We start from the raw sequence: 15,918 nt of genomic DNA on the forward strand, positions 1-15,918 counted from the left end.
AGGCATCTGCGGTGTGGGTGCTGGCCTCTTCGCGGGCAAGCCCGCTCCTACTAAGGATCACACCAGACCCTGTGGGAGCGGGCTTGCCCGCGAAAAGAGCGACGCGCACTCGCCTCAGTTACGATCCAGCCACACCGTCTGCACGTTGCAGAACTCGCGCACACCAAAGTGCGACAGCTCACGCCCGAAACCGCTCTTCTTCACGCCACCGAACGCTACCCGGGGGTCGGAGGCGCAGTAGCCGTTGATGAACACTCCGCCGGTGTCCAGTGCCGAGGTCATGCGCTCGGCCCGTGCCAGGTCAGCGGTGTAGATCGTCGCCGCCAGGCCGAATTCGCTGTCGTTGGCCAGTTCTACCGCGTGCTCGGCGTCACGTGCGCTGATGATCGCCGCCACCGGACCGAACAGCTCCTGCTTGAAGGCGGTCATGTCGGGGGTGACGTTGGCGAACACGGTCGGCTCGTAGAAGTTGGCGCTGCCTTCGACCTTCTTGCCGCCCAGCAGCAGCGTGGCGCCTTCGGCGAGAGTCGCCTGGACCTGGCCATCGAGTTCGTCGCGCAGGTCGAAGCGGGCCATCGGGCCGAGGTAGGTGTCATCCTGCAGTGGGTTGCCGATTTTCAGGGCGCGGGTCGCTTCCACGAACTTCTGCGTGAAGGCCTCGACGATGCTGTCTTCCACGATGAAGCGCTTGGCCGCGGCGCAGACCTGGCCGGTGTTCTGGTAGCGGCCGATCACCGCAGCTTTGACGGCGGCATCGAGGTCGGCATCGGCCAGCACGATGAACGGATCGGAACCGCCCAGTTCGAGCACGCACTTCTTCAGCGCAGCGCCCGCTTGAGCGCCGATGGCCATCCCTGCACGTACGCTGCCGGTGAGGGTAATGGCGGCGATGCGCGGGTCATTGATCGCGCGGGTGACGCCATCCGGGGTGACATTGACCACCTCGAACACGCCTTGCGGCAAGCCAGCCTGCTTGAACAGCTCGGCCAGCAGGTAGGCGCTGCCCATCACGTTCGGTGCGTGCTTGAGTACGTAGGTGTTGCCAGCCAGCAGGGCGGGGACGGCACCACGCAGCACTTGCCAGATCGGGAAGTTCCACGGCATCACCGCGAGGATCGGGCCGAGCGGGCGGTATTCGATGCGCGCTTTCTCGATCTGGGTGGCCTCGGGGGCGAGCATGGCCGGGCCGTGTTCGGCGTACCACTGGCACAGGCCGATGCACTTGGTCACTTCGCCGCGAGCCTGGGTGATCGGCTTGCCGATCTCGCGGGTGATCATCACCGCGAAGGCTTCATGGTTGGCCTGCAGGGTATTGGCCAGGGCGATCAGGTATTCGCTGCGCTGACCCAGCGACACCTGGCGCCACTGGGCGTAGCCGACCTTGGCGCGTTGCAGGGCAGCGTCCAGTGCGGCATCGGTGTCGTAGGGGTAGGCGCCAATCTGTTCGCCGCTGTACGGGTCGACGGAAATGGCATGGGTCAGGCTGCTGATCTCGCTCATGGCGGGTCCTCTTGTTGTCTTGGCGGTGTCGTATTCGACTGAAGGCCAGACTAGAGGCGTGCAGCTTTAATGAAAACTGAATAATAATGAGCGAAACATTCACGAATGGAGAATGGCTGTGGACCTGGTGCAACTGGAAATGTTCAAGGCGGTGGCCGAGCACGGCAGCATCAGCGCTGCCGCCCAACACATCCATCGGGTGCCGTCGAACCTGACCACCCGTATCAAGCAGCTCGAAGAAGACCTGGGGGTGGAGCTGTTCATCCGCGAAAAGAGCCGCCTGCGCCTGTCTCCTGCGGGCTGGAACTTCCTTGAATACACCCGGCGCATCCTTGAGCTGGTGCAGGAGGCACGCTCGACCGTGGCCGGCGAAGACCCGCAAGGCACCTTTGCCCTCGGCTCGCTGGAGAGTACTGCGGCGGTACGCATTCCGGCAGTGCTGGCAGCCTATAACCAGCGTTATCCGAAGGTCGACCTGGATCTTTCCACCGGCCCTTCGGGGACCATGCTCGAAGGGGTGCTGTCGGGGCGGCTGGTGGCAGCCTTCGTCGATGGCCCGGTGCTGCACCCGACACTGGAAGGCATGCCGGTGTTCGAGGAGGAGATGATGGTCATCGCCCCCTTGAACCACGCTCCGGTCAGCCGCGCCCAGGACGTCAACGGCGAAAGCATCTATGCCTTTCGCGCCAACTGCTCGTACCGGCATCACTTCGAGAGCTGGTTCGTCAAAGACAAGGCCGTCCCGGGCAAGATCCACGAGATGGAGTCGTACCACGGCATGCTCGCCTGTGTCAGCGCCGGTGCAGGCCTGGCCCTGATGCCGCGCAGCATGCTCGACAGCATGCCCGGCGCCAGTACGGTCAGCGCCTGGCCGTTGTCCGAGGATTTTCGTTACCTCAAGACCTGGCTGGTGTGGCGTCGCGGTACGGTGTCACGCAGCCTGAGCATGTTCATCCGCCTGCTGGAGGAGCAGGCCGGCTGAAGGGTTCAAGGCGAAAAAACCGATACCTTGCTAACTTTTTTCCTATTCGATAGTGGCAAATGACTTTCATCTTTTATCGCGGCTGACGATAATCAGAAAAGTATTACTACTTGTGACCCCAGGTGGGATGGCCTGGGGCGCAAGCGAAGAACGAGAGGCCAAGCCTCCACTTGCTGCAGGCACGCCCCACCAAGGCACCTGCCCGTGAAGACCTTCTGGAGTAGTCATTGATGAAAACCCGTCTTGCCACCTCGCTGGCCGCCGCCGTGCTGGCCCTTGCCGGCGCCAACCTGGCCCAGGCCGCGCAAATCTCTGGCGCCGTGGGCGCCACCAGTCAGGGCGACATGACCTATCGCATCGGCCTGTCGTTCGACTGGGACAAGAAGTGGCTGCAGAGCAGCACCGGTCACCTGACCGGTTACTGGGATGGCGCCTACACCTACTGGGAGGGCGGTGACTACAGCGGCGCCCACTCCCTGTCGTTCAGCCCGGTGTTTGTCTATGAGTTCGGCGATTCGGGCTACGTCCCGTTCATCGAGGCCGGTATCGGCCTGGCCGCCTTCTCCAAGACCGACGTCGGTGATCAGAAGCTGGGCTCGTCGGTCAACTTCGAAGACCGCATCGGTTTCGGCCTGAAGCTGCCGGGTCAACAGAAGATCGGCATCCGCGCCACGCATTATTCCAACGCCGGCATCAAGCAGCCGAACGACGGCATCGAGTCGTACGCGCTGTTCTACAGCGCCGGCTTCTAAGCGCTGCCTGTGCACCGTCGGTATCGGGCCGACGGTGCATCACTGGCGGGCGATCAGCACCTGCCGTGCCACCCGATGTTCGAGCAGTTGCTCATCCACCCGTCGATCCACGTCCGTGGATGTCAGGCCTTGCGCCTCAGCAAGAGGATGAAGAACAGGCCGCCGATGGCCGCCGTAGCGATGCCGATTGGCAGATCCTGCGGGGCGATCAGGGTGCGTGCGCCGACATCGACCCAGATCATGAACAGCGCCCCGAGTAAGGCGCAGGCCGGCAGCAGGCGGCGATGCTCGGCGCCCACCAGGCGACGAGCCACGTGGGGCAGCATCAGGCCGACGAAACCGATGGCGCCCGACAGCGACACCAGCACACCGGTCAGCAACGCCGTACCGACGAACACCTTGGCCCGCACGCGCCGGGTGTCGAAGCCCAGGCTCACAGCGGTCTGCTCGCCACTCATCAGCGCGTTCAGCGCCCGCGCCAGGCTCATCAACAGTACGAAGCCCGCCAGCACGCAAACGGCCGGCAGCCACAACAGCGACCACTGCGCCAGGCCCAGCCCGCCGAGCATCCAGAACATCACCGAGGCGGCGGCATGCGGGTCGCCGGTGTAGAGCAGCAGGTTGGCGGCGGCCATTACCACGAACGACACCGCCACCCCGGCCAGCAGCAGGCGATCGCTCTCCAGGCGCCCACCGCGGCTGGCCACGCCGAGCACCAGCAACATACTGCCCAACGCGCCGATGAACGCGGCCAGGGGCAGGCTGAAGGCACCGGCGAACGGGCCGAGAAACAGCACCACCAGCACCGCGCCGAACACCGCCCCGGAGCTGACCCCTAGCAGGTGCGGGTCGGCCAGGGGATTGCGAGTCACCGCCTGCAGGGCGCCGCCGACCATTGCCAACCCTGCGCCGACCAGCGCCCCCAGCAACACGCGCGGTGCGCGGATCTGCCAGACGATCTGCGCCTGGCCGCGGCTCCAGTCGCCGCTTTCCCCCAGCCCCACCTGCTGCAGGACAATGCCGACCACTTTGCCCAATGCGACCTGCGCCGAGCCGAACCCCAGCGACAGCAGGCACGACAGCAGCAAGGCCAGCAGCAGCGAAACGATCAGCAGGCGATAGCCCGCAGGGCTGCGAATCGGCATCAGCGGCGGGCCTCGGCGAAGCGCTGCGGATGCAGGGCCGTGGCCAGGGTCTCGATGGCCTGGGCGTTCTCCACCGACGGTGTCACCTCCAGGTACGACAGCACCACGAAGCGCTGCTTGCGGATCGCCTCGACACTGCCCAGCGCCGGGTGGTGCAGGAGGAAGTCGCGTTTGTGCTGCCAACTGGTGGGCCCGTAGTCGACGATCACGATCACCTGCGGATCGCGTTCCACCACGCTCTCCCAGTTCACCTGGGTCCAGCTGGCGGCCACATCGCTCATGACGTTATCGCCTCCTGCCGTGCTGATCAGCGCCTGCGGCATCCCCAGGCGCCCGGAAGTGGTGGGGCGGTCTTCACCGCTGTCATAGAGGAATACGCGCGGCCGTTGCTTGATCTCGGCCATCTGCGCCGCAACGCGCTCGACGCGTTGGCGCAACTGGCCAACCAGCGCAGTGGCGCGCTCGCGCACATCGAAGATCCGGCCAAGGTTGTCCAGGTCGCGGTAGAGGTCTTCGAGGCTGGCCTGGCGCTGGGGCATGATCCAGGAGCACGACTCGCTCAGTTCATACACCGGGATGTCGAAGGGCGCGAGGGTCTGTGGGGTGACCGGCCCGCCGATGCGCATGCCATAGCTCCAGCCGGCGAGGAAGAAGTCGGCGTTGGCATCGAGCAGGTTTTCCACCGACACGTAGCGCGGTGCCAGCTCTGGCAGCCCGTCAAGTGCTTCGCGCAGGCTTGGGTCGAGGGTTTTCCAGCCGCTGATGCCGCTGTAGCCGGCCATGTGGTCGCGCAGCCCGAGGGCCAGGAGCATGCCGGTGAGATTGATGTCATGGCTGACGGCATGCTGCGGCGCATGGGTGAAGGTGACGTCGCGCTCGCAACTGCGCACGGTCAGTGGATAGTTGTCGGCCTCGGCGGCCAGGGGCAGGGCGGCCAGCAGGGCCAGGCTGGTGAGCAGCGATTTCATGCAGGGCTGATCCAGGTAATGCGTGGATGGGAGGCCAGCGGGTGGCGGTCGACCAGGGCCTGTACGCCGAACACCTCGGTCAGGCATTGCTCGGTGAGCACGTGTTCTGGCGTGCCGTGGGCGACGATGCGCCCGGCATCGATCACGTACAGCCGATCGCAGAAGGCGGCGGCCAGGTTCAGATCGTGGAAGCTGGCCAGCAGGCTCAGGCCGGTGCTGCGCAGTTGCTGCAACAGGGCCAGCTGGAAGCGTGGGTCGAGGTGGTTGGTCGGCTCGTCGAGGATCAGCAGCCGAGGTTGCTGGACCAGTGCCCGCGCCAGCAGCACGCGCTGCTTTTCGCCGCCCGACAGGCAGACGAAGGCGTCGAGGGCGCGCGGCAGCAGGTCGAGCCTGGCGAGGGTGTCGTCGATCAGGCTCGGCTCGCCGTCGCCCTCGAACCAGCCCAGATGCGGGGTGCGGCCCATGGCAACGACGTCACGCACGTTCAGGCCGAAGTCTTCGGGGAACTCCTGCAGCATCACCGCGATGCGCTGGGCGACCCAGCGTGGGTTGCGCTGCCAGATATCCTCGTCATCGAGGTGCACCCGACCGGCGCTGGGGCGATTGAAGCGGTAGGCGCAGCGCAGCAGGCTGGTCTTGCCACTGCCGTTGGGGCCGATCAGACCGACGAATTCACCGGCGCCGATCTGCAGGTCGATACCCTCCAGCAGCGGCTGCCCACCGCTGTGCGGCGACCAGTGCAGGCCTTGGATGTGCAGGGTAGGGCATGACATGGATGAACCAACCGTCGCAGGGTGAGTGATACCCGAACGGTGGAGGTGCGCGCAGCTGTCGCGGGCGCGCGGCCGCCGCGAGAACCGGCCTGCGCCCGCCCACCGCGGGAGTTGCCAACTGCTGTGACAGGCCGGTCTCCGGGCTTGCGAGGGGCATGAGGCATTCACCTTCCCATGCCGTTGGCACAGTGGTGTATCGAATGCATCGCTCGCTTACCGTTGCGGGGGCAGCGCCGGACTGCTCGCAGGAGCGAGGCACCGGCTTCCCGTTTAATCCCCGGCTCGGCGGCAGGGGACACCTGAAACAAGGGGCGCATCTGAGCATTTATGGGGTGGGGAGTCAACCGTCCCTGTCGCGGGGCACACCCGCGCCAGGGCCGACACGTCAGGCCGGCAATGATCAGCCGCGCTTGAGCACCAGCGTCAGGATGTCGTAACTGGCCACCAGTTCACCGAGCTGGTTGGTCACCTCCACATCCCAGGCCACCACCCCTTGCGGCTGCCCCAACGGGCTGGTCTTGCCCTGGTCGATCTTGCGCTTGCAGGTCAGGCGCGCCTGGATCGTGTCACCGATCCCCACCGGGTTGATGAAGCGCAGGGTGTCCAGCCCGTAGTTGGCCAGTACCGGCCCTTCACCCGGCGACACGAATAGTCCGGCCGCCGCTGACAGCACGAAGTAGCCATGGGCGATGCGCTTGCCGAACTGCGACTGCTTGGCGGCGATCTCGTCGAAATGCATGTAGAAGTGGTCGCCCGACAGGCAGCCGAAGTTCACCAGGTCCGCCTCGGTGACGGTACGTCGGTGGGTCAGCAGCGACTCGCCGATGCGCAGTTCATCGAAGTAGCGACGGAACGGGTGCCCCTCGGTCTCGATCACTTCAGCGCCACGCACGTGCTCGCCAGTGACCGCCGCCAGCATGCTCGGCGAACCCTGGATCGCGGCGCGCTGCAGGTAGTGCTTGACCGCCCGCAGGCCGCCGAGCTCTTCGCCGCCCCCGGCACGCCCGGGGCCGCCGTGCTTGAGCTGTGGCAGCGGCGAGCCGTGCCCGGTGGACTCCGGCGCAGCCTCGCGGTCGAGCACCAGCAGACGGCCGTGCCAGGCGGCGGCCGCGGGAATGGCCTTGGCGGCGATGGCGCGGTCGCGGGTCACCAGGGTCGCCACCAGGCTGCCCTTGCCTCGTGCGGCCAGGGCCAGGGCTTCGTCCAGGTCGTCGTAGGCCATCAGGGTGCTGACCGGGCCGAACGCCTCGATATCGTGGGCGCCGCCCTCGGCGTGCGGGTCGCGTGCGTGCAGCAGGGTCGGGGCGAAGAACGCACCTTCGGCCACGCCTTCGCCCACCGGCGAAAAACCGTCGCTGGCGCCGAACAGTTGGTCGCAGCTTTGCAGCAGGCTGCGCACGCGCTCGCCGACATCACGCTGCTGGTCGTGGGAGGCCAGCGCGCCCATGCGTACGCCTTCGACCGCCGGATCGCCCACCACCACCTTGGCCAGGCGTTCGCGCAGGCGGGTGGCGACGGCATCCAGGTGCCTGGCCGGCACGATGGCGCGGCGAATGGCCGTGCACTTCTGGCCTGCCTTGGTGGTCATCTCGCGCACCACCTCTTTGATGTACAGGTCGAACTCCTCGTCGTCCGGGGTTACATCCGGCCCGAGGATGGCGCAGTTCAGCGAGTCGGCTTCAGCCGTGAAGGGCACCGAGTTGCGCACCAGGTTCGGCGTCATGCGCAGCTTGGCGGCGGTGTCGGCGGAGCCGGTGAAGGTCACCAGGTCCTGGCCCTGCAGGCGTTCGAGCAAGTCGCCGGTGCTGCCGATCACCAGTTGCAGGCTGCCGGGCGGCAGCAGGCCGGATTCGTCGATCAGGCGCACCACGGCTTCGGTCAGGTAGCTGGTGGACGTCGCGGGCTTGACGATGCACGGCATGCCGGCGAGGAAGGTCGGCGCGAACTTCTCCAGCATGCCCCAGATCGGGAAGTTGAAGGCGTTGATGTGCACCGCCACGCCTGCCCGTGGCACCAGGATATGGCTGCCGGCGAAACGCCCTTGCTTGCCCAGCGGGATGGCCGGGCCTTCGTGCAGCAGGTTGCCCGAGGGCAACTCGCGGGTGCCGATGCCGGAGTAGGAAAACAGCGTGGCATTGCCGCCTTCGATGTCGATCCAGCTGTCGGCCCGGGTCGCGCCGCTGTGGTGGGAGAGGGCGTAGAGCTGTTCCTTGCGCTCGGCCAGGTACAACGCCAGGGCCTTCAGGCGTGCGGCGCGCTGTTGAAAATCCAGGGCCATGAGCCCGGCGAGGCCCTGGCGGCGGCCGAAATCCAGCGCTTTGGCGAAGTCCGGGCGTTCCTCATGGCTATAGGCCAGGACCTGCCCATCGAGGGCGCTGCGCAGGGCCTGGGCGCCGTGCTGGCCGATCCAGCGGCCGGCGATGAAGCTCTGCAGGGTGTGGGCGTCAGACATGCTGTTCTCCTTTGAAGGGCGCGGTTACCACAGCGCCAGGGTGTAGCCGATGATCAGGCGGTTTTCGTCCACGGCGTTGGTCAGGCCATTGCCGGAACGGAAGGTGACGTTGCGCCAGCGCAGGCTGACGTCCTTGAACGGGCCGCTCTGGATGACGTAGGTGATGTCGGTGTCGCGCTCGCGTTCGCGGCCATTGTTGAGGGTCGCGGTTTCGGCGTGGCGACCGTCGGTGTAGCGGGTCATGAAGCTCAGGCCCGGAATGCCCATCGCGACGAAGTCGTAGTCGTAGCGCACCTGCCAGGAATCCAGACCTGCGCGGGTGAAGGTGTTGTAGGTGACCAGGTTGACGGTGTAGGGGTCGCCGCCGTTGAGAAACGGAAACGCGCTGTCGCCGGACATCTGCTGCCAGGTGGCGGTGAACTTGTGGGCCTTCACGCCCAGGGTGAACATGGCGTTGAAGTTGCGGTTGTCGATGCGCCCGGCGCGTTCGGCGCCGTCGCCGCGGCTGTCGAAGTAGCGCAGGTCGCTGCGCAGGCTCAAACCCTCGCCCAGTGGCTGGGTGTGCAGCAGGCCCAGGTACTGCTGGCGGTAGATCTCGTCGAGCTTGGCGTAGTAGTAGCTGGCGCTGGTCTGCGGGGTGATCGCGTAGCTGCCGCCACCGAAGTCGAAGTGGTCGCTGCTGGCCGCGCCGTAGCCAATGTCGTCGCGCCCGGAGGAGTCGCGCAGGTTGGCCTTGGTCAGGCGTCCGGCGTTGACGGTCAGGCCCTCGAGCTCCTGGCTGGTCAGCAGGCCGCCCTGGAAGGTCGATGACAGCAGGCGGGTGTCGTTGTACACCACCACGGGCAGAATCGGCTGCAGGGTGCCCAGGCGCAGGGTGCTCTTCGATACCCGCAGCTTGCCGGTCAGCCCCAGCTCGCTGTAATCGTCCACCGGCTCCAGGCTGTGCGGGCCGAAGGGCAGCAGGCCGGTGTTGCGCCGGTCGCGGCTGGAGTCGAGCTTGATCCCCAGTTGCCCCATGGCATCCACGCCCAGCCCTACCGGGCCCTCGCTGAAGCCCGATTCGAAGCGTGCGGTGAAACCTTGGGCCCATTCCTCAGCCTTGGCTTGCGGCGCGTTGGACTGGCGGAAGTCGCGATTGATGTAGTGGTTGCGCAGCTCGATGCGGGCGTGGCTGTCAGCGATGAAATCCGCCATGGCGGGCAAGGGCAGGGCGAGGGTGGCCAGCCAGGCGGCCGACTTGAGGCGAGTGTGGTTCATTGTTGTTATATCCGACATTCGAGGTTCAAGGGTTCAGTGCTTGCTGGCGCCCGCGGCGCCGATCCCGGTCATGGAGCGAATGAACTGGCCCAGGTAGCGGCCACGTTCTTCGCTGGCCCGTTGCGAGCTGTCGGTGACCGAGAAGGCCCAGGCACCGAGGAAGGCCAGGCTCATGGAGAACAGCGCCGGGTTGCTGTAGGGGAACAGCGCGCGCTCGTTGTGCAGCACGTTGACCCACACCGCCGGGCCCAGCACCACCAGCACGATGGCCGAGACCAGCCCGGCCATGCTGCCGGCTACTGCGCCACGGGTGGTCAGGCCCTTCCAGAACATCGAGAGCAGCAGCACCGGGAAGTTGACCGAGGCGGCGATCGCCAGCACCAGGCCAGAGAGGAAGGCAATGTTCTGCGATTCGAACAGCAACCCCAGCAGTACCGCGAGCAGGCCGATCAGCAGAGTGGCGATGCGCGACATGCGCATTTCTTCCTGCTCGCTGGCCTGGCCCTTGCGCACGACGCAGGCATAGAGGTCGTGGGAGATCGCCGAGGCACCGGACAGCGCCAGGCCTGCGACTACGGCAAGAATCGTGGCGAAGGCCACCGCCGAGATGAAGCCCAGGAACAGGTTGCCACCCACGGCCTGGGCCAGGTGCACGGCGACCATGTTGCCGCCGCCGATGATCGCGCCGCTGGCGTCTCGGTAGGCCGGCTCGGTCCCCACCATGACGATGGCGCCGAAACCGATGACGATCAGCAGCAGGTAGAAGTAGCCGATGAAACCTGTGGCGTAGAACACGCTCTTGCGTGCTTCCTTGGCGTCGCTGACGGTGAAGAAGCGCATGAGGATGTGTGGCAGCCCGGCGGTGCCGAACATCATGCCCAGGCCCAGCGAGATGGCGTCGATGGGGTTGGACAGCAGTGCCCCGGGGGCCATGATCGCCTGGCCCTTGGCATGCACCGCCACGGCGCTGGCGAACATTGCCTCGGTGCTGAAACCGAAATGCTTGAGCACCATGAACGCCATGAAGGTGGTGCCCGACAGCAGCATCACCGCCTTGATGATCTGCACCCAGGTGGTGGCGAGCATGCCGCCGAAGGTCACGTACAGCACCATCAGTACGCCTACCAGGGTGACGGCGTAGAGGTAGCTGATACCGAACAGCAACTCGATCAGCTTGCCGGCACCGACCATCTGCGCCACCAGGTACAACAGCGCGACGGTCAGTGTGCCGAACGCTGCGCTCAGGCGCACCGGGGCCTGGGCCAGACGATAGGAGACCACGTCAGCGAAGGTGTACTTGCCCAGGTTGCGCAGGCGCTCGGCGATCAGGAACAGGATGATCGGCCAGCCGGCGAGTACGCCCAGGGCGTAGAGCAGGCCGTCGTAGCCGTTCATGAACATCATCGCCGAGATGCCGAGGAAGGACGCGGCGCTGATCATGTCGCCCGCGATCGCCAGGCCGTTCTGCATCCCGGTCAGGCCGCCGCCTGCCGTGTAGAAATCACTGGTCGAGCGCGTGCGCGCCGCGGCCCAGCGGGTCACCAGCAGGGTGAAGCAGACGAACACCATGAACATCGAGATGGCAGTCCAGTTCATTGCGCGCACTCCTGGCGAACCTTGTCGTTGAGCGGGTCGATGACGCGGTTGGCACGGTGCATGTAGATGCCGGTCAGGGCGAACGACAACAGCACCATCAGCACCCCCACCAGCATGCCGACGCTGGTGACGCCGCCACTGAGCGACTGGCCGAGCAGGCCGGGGGCGAAGGCCACCAGCAGCACGAAGCCGTAGTAGGCGGCGAGCATGGTGAGGGTGAGGCTGCCGTTGAGGCGGCGCTTGCGGCGGATCAGTTGCTGGAAGTCGGGGTGCTTGCTGATGGAATCGATGTGCTCGGGTGTCATGGGAAGCGGTCCTCTGTCTTGTAATTGTTTTTTCAGGTCACGCAGGGTGTTGCAGGGTTGCTGGCGGCCCCATCGCGGGACGAGCCCGCTCCCACAGTTACAGCAGTGACCATGGGTCTTGTGGGAGCAACGGTCTTGCCCAAAATTTGAAGTCCAGCCCAATCCCTGCGGGAGCAGGCTTGTCCCTTTAACGTCCAGCCCAATCCCTGTGGGAGCGGGCTTGTCCCTTTAACGTCCAGCCCAATCCCTGCGGGAGCAAGCTTGTCCCTTTAAAGTCCAACCCAATCCCTGCGGGAGCAGGCTTGTCCCTTTAAAGTCCAGCCCAATCCCTGTGGGAGCGGGCTCGTCCCGCGATGAAGACGATGCGGTCTCAAAGCTGATCGAAATCCAGCACCACGCGATCGCTCAGCGGATACGTCTGGCACGACAGCACATACCCCGCCGCCACCTCGTAGTCCTCCAGCGCATGGTTGCTGTCCATTTCCACCTCGCCCTCGATGACCCGGCACTTGCAGGTCGAGCACACCCCGGCCTTGCACGAATAGGGCAGTTCGGCGCCGATGGCATTGCCGGCATCGAGGATGTTCTGGCTGTTGCGCGGCAGGTCGAAAGCCAGTGCACGGCCATCGCTGATCACGGTGATATGGCTCAGCGCCGAGTCCAGCTGGCGCGCCGCCTCGCGGGCTTCGCGCCGGGTTTCGCTGCCAGCGGCGGCGAACAGCTCGAAATGGATGCGTTCGCGTGGCATGCCGTTGTCTTCGAGGCTGGCACGCACGGTTTCGGTCATCGCCTGCGGCCCGCAGATAAAGGCGGCATCGAGGGCCTGCACGTCGAGCCAGCGAGAGAACAGCTGGCCGCACTTGTCGGCGTCGATACGGCCGTTGTACAGGTCGACATCCTGCTGTTCGCGGCTGAACACGAAAATCAGGTTCAGGCGGTCCAGATAGCGGTTCTTCAGGTCTTCCAGACGATCGCGAAACAGTGCGCTGTTGCTGGCTCGGTTGCCGTACAGCAGGGTGAAGCGGCTGTTGGGCTCGCAGGCCAGGGTGGTGGCGATGATCGACAGGATCGGGGTGATACCGCTGCCGGCGGCCACCCCCAGGTAGTGGCCGTAGCGCTCGGCCTGCAGCGGCACGAAGAAGCTGCCGCTGGGCGGCATTACCTCCAGTTGCTGGCCGGCCGCGAGCACGTCATTGGCGAATGCCGAGAAGCGCCCGCCTGGCACGCGCTTGACCGCCACGCGCAGCTCGCCGTCCTGCACGGCACTGCAGATCGAGTAGGAACGGCGTACCTCCTCATCGTCGAGAAAGGTACGCATCACCAGGTACTGGCCCTGGGTGAAGCGGAACGCGTCCTGCAGATGGGCGGGGACGTCGAAGGCGATCGACACGGCGTCGCGTGTCTCGTGGCGCACTTGCTTGATGGTCAGGCTGTGAAACTGGCTCATGGTCGTCTCCACGGCTCAAATGCATTTGAAATAGTCGAACGGCTCCAGGCACTCGCGGCAGCGATAAAGCGCCTTGCAGGCCGTGGAGCCGAACTGGCTGAGCAGTTCGGTATGGGTGCTGCCGCATTGCGGACAGCACACCTGGGGGGCTTCGCCGAGCAGGCTGCGCTTGCTGGCGCTGCCCTGGGGCGGCGCGATGCCATAGACCCGCAGGCGCTCGCGGCCCTGGTCGCTGATCCAGTCGGTGCTCCAGGCTGGGGTCAGACGGCGTTCCAGCGCAGGCTGGGCAAAACCGGCCTGTTCCAGGGCCTGGCGGATATCGCCCTCGATCACCTCGGTGGCCGGGCAGCCGGAGTAGGTGGGGGTCACCACCAGGTGCAGGTGGCCGGCGCGCCAGTCGAGGTCGCGCACGATCCCCAGATCGACCACGCTGACCACCGGCACCTCCGGGTCCATGACCTGCTCCAGCACCGCCCAGGCCCGCGCCAGGTCGCCCTCGCGCAGGCTGCGGGCGCCACGGTCGCCGGCGATCAGCTCACCAGGTCGCATCGGGGTAGGCTCGTGGCAGGAACTGCATCTCGGCCAGCAGCAGGCCCAGGTGTTCGGTGTGCAGTCCCTTGCGACCGCTCAGGTAGAAATGGCTGGCAGGCGTGGGCTGCGGCAGCTCGACCGAGGCGAACACGGCGCTGACCTGGGCAAGCCAGGCTTGACCCACCTGCGCCGGGTCGGTGGCAATACCCGCGGCGGCCAGGCGGGTCTCGCTTTCACTGCCCTGGCTCAGTTCTACCGTGAAGCGCCACAGTGCCGGGATCGCCGCGAGCATGCGGCGACGGCTTTCGTCAGTGCCACCCCCCAGGCGCTGCACCCACTCAGCGGAGCGACGCAGGTGATAGGTGACCTCCTTGACCGCCTTGGCCGCGATGCCGGCGATGCGCGGATCGCTGGAGGCGCACAGGCCCTCGAGCATCGCCAGGTGCCAGGCGTCATAGAGGAACTGCTTGGTCATGGTAACGGCAAAGTCGCCGTTCGGTTGCTCGACCAGCAGCAGGTTGTGGAAGGCGCGCTCGTCACGGCGAAACGCCAGGGCGTCGGCATCGCGGCCGTCGTCGAGCAGTTCGGCGGCATACTCCAGCCAGTTGCGCGCCTGGCCGACCAGGTCGAGGCCGACATTCATCAGCGCCAGCTCTTCTTCCAGTGCCGGGGCGTGGCCACACCATTCGCACAGGCGCTGGCCCTGGATCAGGGCGCTGTCACCGAGCAGCAGCAGGTAGGGAATCAGATCGTCGTTGTGCATGGCGGGCCTCACATGTGTCCGACTTCGTCAGGCAGCTCGTAGAAGCTGGCATGGCGATAGACCTTGTCGTCCGAAGGGGCGAACAGCGGGTCTTTTTCGTCAGGCGAAGAGGCGGTGATCAGCGCCGAAGGCACCACCCACAGGCTCACGCCTTCGCTGCGCCGGGTGTACAGCTCACGGGCATTCTCGATGGCCATGGCCGCGTCGGCGGCATGCACGCTGCCCACGTGCTTGTGGTTCAAACCGTGCTTGCTGCGCACGAATACTTCGTAGAGGGTCCAGACAGACATGTTCGATCTCCGAATCGGTCGCCGCTTCAGGCGGCGTTCTTGTTCTGTTGCTTGCGCGCATAGGCCACGGCGGCGTCGCGTACCCAGGCACCGTCTTCGATGGCCTGGCGACGGGTGGCGACCCGCTCCTGGTTGCAGGGGCCGTTGCCCTTGATCACTTCGTAGAATTCGTCCCACTGGATTTCACCGAAGTCGTAGTGGCCGCGTTCGGCGTTCCACTTCAGTTCCGGGTCAGGTGCGGTGCAGCCGAGCAGTTCGAGCTGCGGTACGGTCTGGTCGATGAAGCGCTGGCGCAGTTCGTCGTTGGTCTGGCGCTTGATCTTCCAGGCCATCGACTGGGCGCTGTTGGGGGAGTGTTCGTCGCTGGGGCCGAACATCATCAGCGAGGGCCACCACAGGCGATTGATTGCGTCCTGGACCATGTCCTTCTGCGCCTGGGTGCCGTGGCGCATCATGGTCAGCAGCAGTTCGTAGCCTTGGCGCTGATGGAAGCTCTCTTCCTTGCAGATACGGATCATCGCGCGCGAGTAGGGACCGTAGGAGGTACGTTGCAGTACCACCTGGTTGACGATCGCCGCTCCGTCGACCAGCCAGCCCACCGCGCCCATGTCGGCCCAGCTCAGGGTCGGGTAGTTGAAGATGCTCGAGTACTTGGCCTTGCCGCTGTGCAGCTTGGCGATCTCTTCGTCGCGGTCGGCGCCCAGGGTCTCCATGGCGCTGTACAGGTACAGGCCGTGGCCGGCTTCGTCCTGGATCTTGGCCATCAACTGCAGCTTGCGCTTGAGGCTCGGGGCGCGGGTGACCCAATTGCCCTCGGGGAGCATGCCGACGATTTCCGAATGGGCGTGCTGGGAGATCTGGCGAATGAGGGTCTGGCGATAGGCCTCGGGCATCCAGTTTTTCGGTTCGATCTTGATCTCGGCGTCGATCTTCTCCTGGAAGTGGCGCTCTTCGGGCGACATCTCTTCCAGTGACTTGACACGTTTGACGCCGGTTTCGACTAGCTGTGCGTACATGTTCGGGCTCCCGCCTCAGGGGTGGTTGGGGCATGGAGTTCTTTATAAGCGATACGCGATACAACATCAAACATAAAATAATGTATCGAATGAAATTGTGTATCACGTTGCGCCCCTATCGCGGGACGAGCCCGCTCCCAC

Annotated in this window: 14 protein-coding genes, 1 pseudogene and 1 riboswitch; of the genes and pseudogenes, 2 read left to right on the forward strand and 13 right to left on the reverse strand. The window is 65.5% G+C overall.

Annotated features, from left to right (window positions below; genetic code table 11):
- Positions 1-114: 114 nt before the first annotated feature.
- Entirely contained in the window at positions 115-1,500 is a 1,386-nt protein-coding gene (locus tag ACPZMI_RS05045) for an aldehyde dehydrogenase family protein (RefSeq protein WP_186664860.1), read from the reverse strand.
- Positions 1,501-1,618: 118 nt separating this feature from the next.
- Between ACPZMI_RS05045 and ptrR the strand changes: the two genes are divergently transcribed.
- Complete coding sequence (gene ptrR / locus ACPZMI_RS05050) at positions 1,619-2,482, forward strand: putrescine utilization regulator PtrR (protein WP_153773677.1); 864 nt, start codon at positions 1,619-1,621, stop codon at positions 2,480-2,482.
- Positions 2,483-2,712: 230 nt separating this feature from the next.
- On the forward strand, positions 2,713-3,234 hold the full coding sequence (locus ACPZMI_RS05055) for an acyloxyacyl hydrolase (protein WP_054890639.1): 522 nt from the start codon (positions 2,713-2,715) through the stop codon (positions 3,232-3,234).
- 122 nt (positions 3,235-3,356) lie between these two features.
- On the opposite strand, the gene ACPZMI_RS05060 is transcribed toward ACPZMI_RS05055, so the two are convergent.
- The 12 genes and pseudogenes from ACPZMI_RS05060 to paaA form a co-directional block, all read right to left on the reverse strand.
- On the reverse strand, positions 3,357-4,379 hold the full coding sequence (locus ACPZMI_RS05060; protein WP_426351807.1) for a FecCD family ABC transporter permease: 1,023 nt from the start codon (positions 4,377-4,379) through the stop codon (positions 3,357-3,359).
- Positions 4,379-5,347: an ABC transporter substrate-binding protein gene (locus ACPZMI_RS05065; protein WP_186711789.1), complete on the reverse strand. Its 969-nt coding sequence runs from the start codon at positions 5,345-5,347 to the stop codon at positions 4,379-4,381. The genes ACPZMI_RS05060 and ACPZMI_RS05065 overlap by 1 nt, the downstream gene beginning before the upstream one ends.
- The gene (locus ACPZMI_RS05070; protein WP_426351808.1) at positions 5,344-6,120 is read right to left on the reverse strand and encodes an ABC transporter ATP-binding protein; all 777 of its coding nucleotides are present in this window, start codon (positions 6,118-6,120) and stop codon (positions 5,344-5,346) included. Before ACPZMI_RS05070 ends, ACPZMI_RS05065 begins: the two co-directional genes overlap by 4 nt.
- Before the next feature lie 112 nt (positions 6,121-6,232).
- A riboswitch (cobalamin riboswitch) is annotated at positions 6,233-6,438 on the reverse strand.
- An 82-nt stretch (positions 6,439-6,520) separates the two neighbouring features.
- Positions 6,521-8,572 (reverse strand): phenylacetic acid degradation bifunctional protein PaaZ, encoded by a 2,052-nt coding sequence (paaZ, locus tag ACPZMI_RS05075; RefSeq protein ID WP_426351809.1) that lies wholly within the window; start codon positions 8,570-8,572, stop codon positions 6,521-6,523.
- A 24-nt stretch (positions 8,573-8,596) separates the two neighbouring features.
- Positions 8,597-9,829: an OprD family porin gene (locus ACPZMI_RS05080; protein WP_426351810.1), complete on the reverse strand. Its 1,233-nt coding sequence runs from the start codon at positions 9,827-9,829 to the stop codon at positions 8,597-8,599.
- 33 nt (positions 9,830-9,862) lie between these two features.
- Positions 9,863-11,431 (reverse strand): annotated as a pseudogene (locus tag ACPZMI_RS05085) (cation acetate symporter); the annotation flags it as partial.
- A complete protein-coding gene (locus ACPZMI_RS05090) occupies positions 11,422-11,730 on the reverse strand; it encodes a DUF485 domain-containing protein (RefSeq protein ID WP_054890632.1) in 309 nt (102 codons plus the stop codon). The gene ACPZMI_RS05090 and the pseudogene ACPZMI_RS05085, both read right to left, overlap by 10 nt.
- A 370-nt stretch (positions 11,731-12,100) precedes the next feature.
- Positions 12,101-13,177: a 1,2-phenylacetyl-CoA epoxidase subunit PaaE gene (gene paaE / locus ACPZMI_RS05095; RefSeq protein WP_186664837.1), complete on the reverse strand. Its 1,077-nt coding sequence runs from the start codon at positions 13,175-13,177 to the stop codon at positions 12,101-12,103.
- A gap of 15 nt (positions 13,178-13,192) precedes the next feature.
- Positions 13,193-13,726: a 1,2-phenylacetyl-CoA epoxidase subunit PaaD gene (gene paaD / locus ACPZMI_RS05100; RefSeq protein ID WP_186664834.1), complete on the reverse strand. Its 534-nt coding sequence runs from the start codon at positions 13,724-13,726 to the stop codon at positions 13,193-13,195.
- Positions 13,713-14,471, reverse strand: coding sequence for a 1,2-phenylacetyl-CoA epoxidase subunit PaaC (paaC, locus tag ACPZMI_RS05105; RefSeq protein ID WP_426351811.1), 759 nt, complete (start codon positions 14,469-14,471; stop codon positions 13,713-13,715). Before paaC ends, paaD begins: the two co-directional genes overlap by 14 nt.
- Before the next feature lie 8 nt (positions 14,472-14,479).
- Positions 14,480-14,761, reverse strand: coding sequence for a 1,2-phenylacetyl-CoA epoxidase subunit PaaB (gene paaB, locus ACPZMI_RS05110; RefSeq protein ID WP_004374528.1), 282 nt, complete (start codon positions 14,759-14,761; stop codon positions 14,480-14,482).
- A gap of 26 nt (positions 14,762-14,787) precedes the next feature.
- Positions 14,788-15,777, reverse strand: coding sequence for a 1,2-phenylacetyl-CoA epoxidase subunit PaaA (gene paaA / locus ACPZMI_RS05115; protein WP_426351812.1), 990 nt, complete (start codon positions 15,775-15,777; stop codon positions 14,788-14,790).
- Positions 15,778-15,918 lie beyond the last annotated feature (141 nt).

It is taken from the genome of Pseudomonas wayambapalatensis (assembly GCF_049942315.1).
GTDB lineage: Bacteria > Pseudomonadota > Gammaproteobacteria > Pseudomonadales > Pseudomonadaceae > Aquipseudomonas > Aquipseudomonas wayambapalatensis.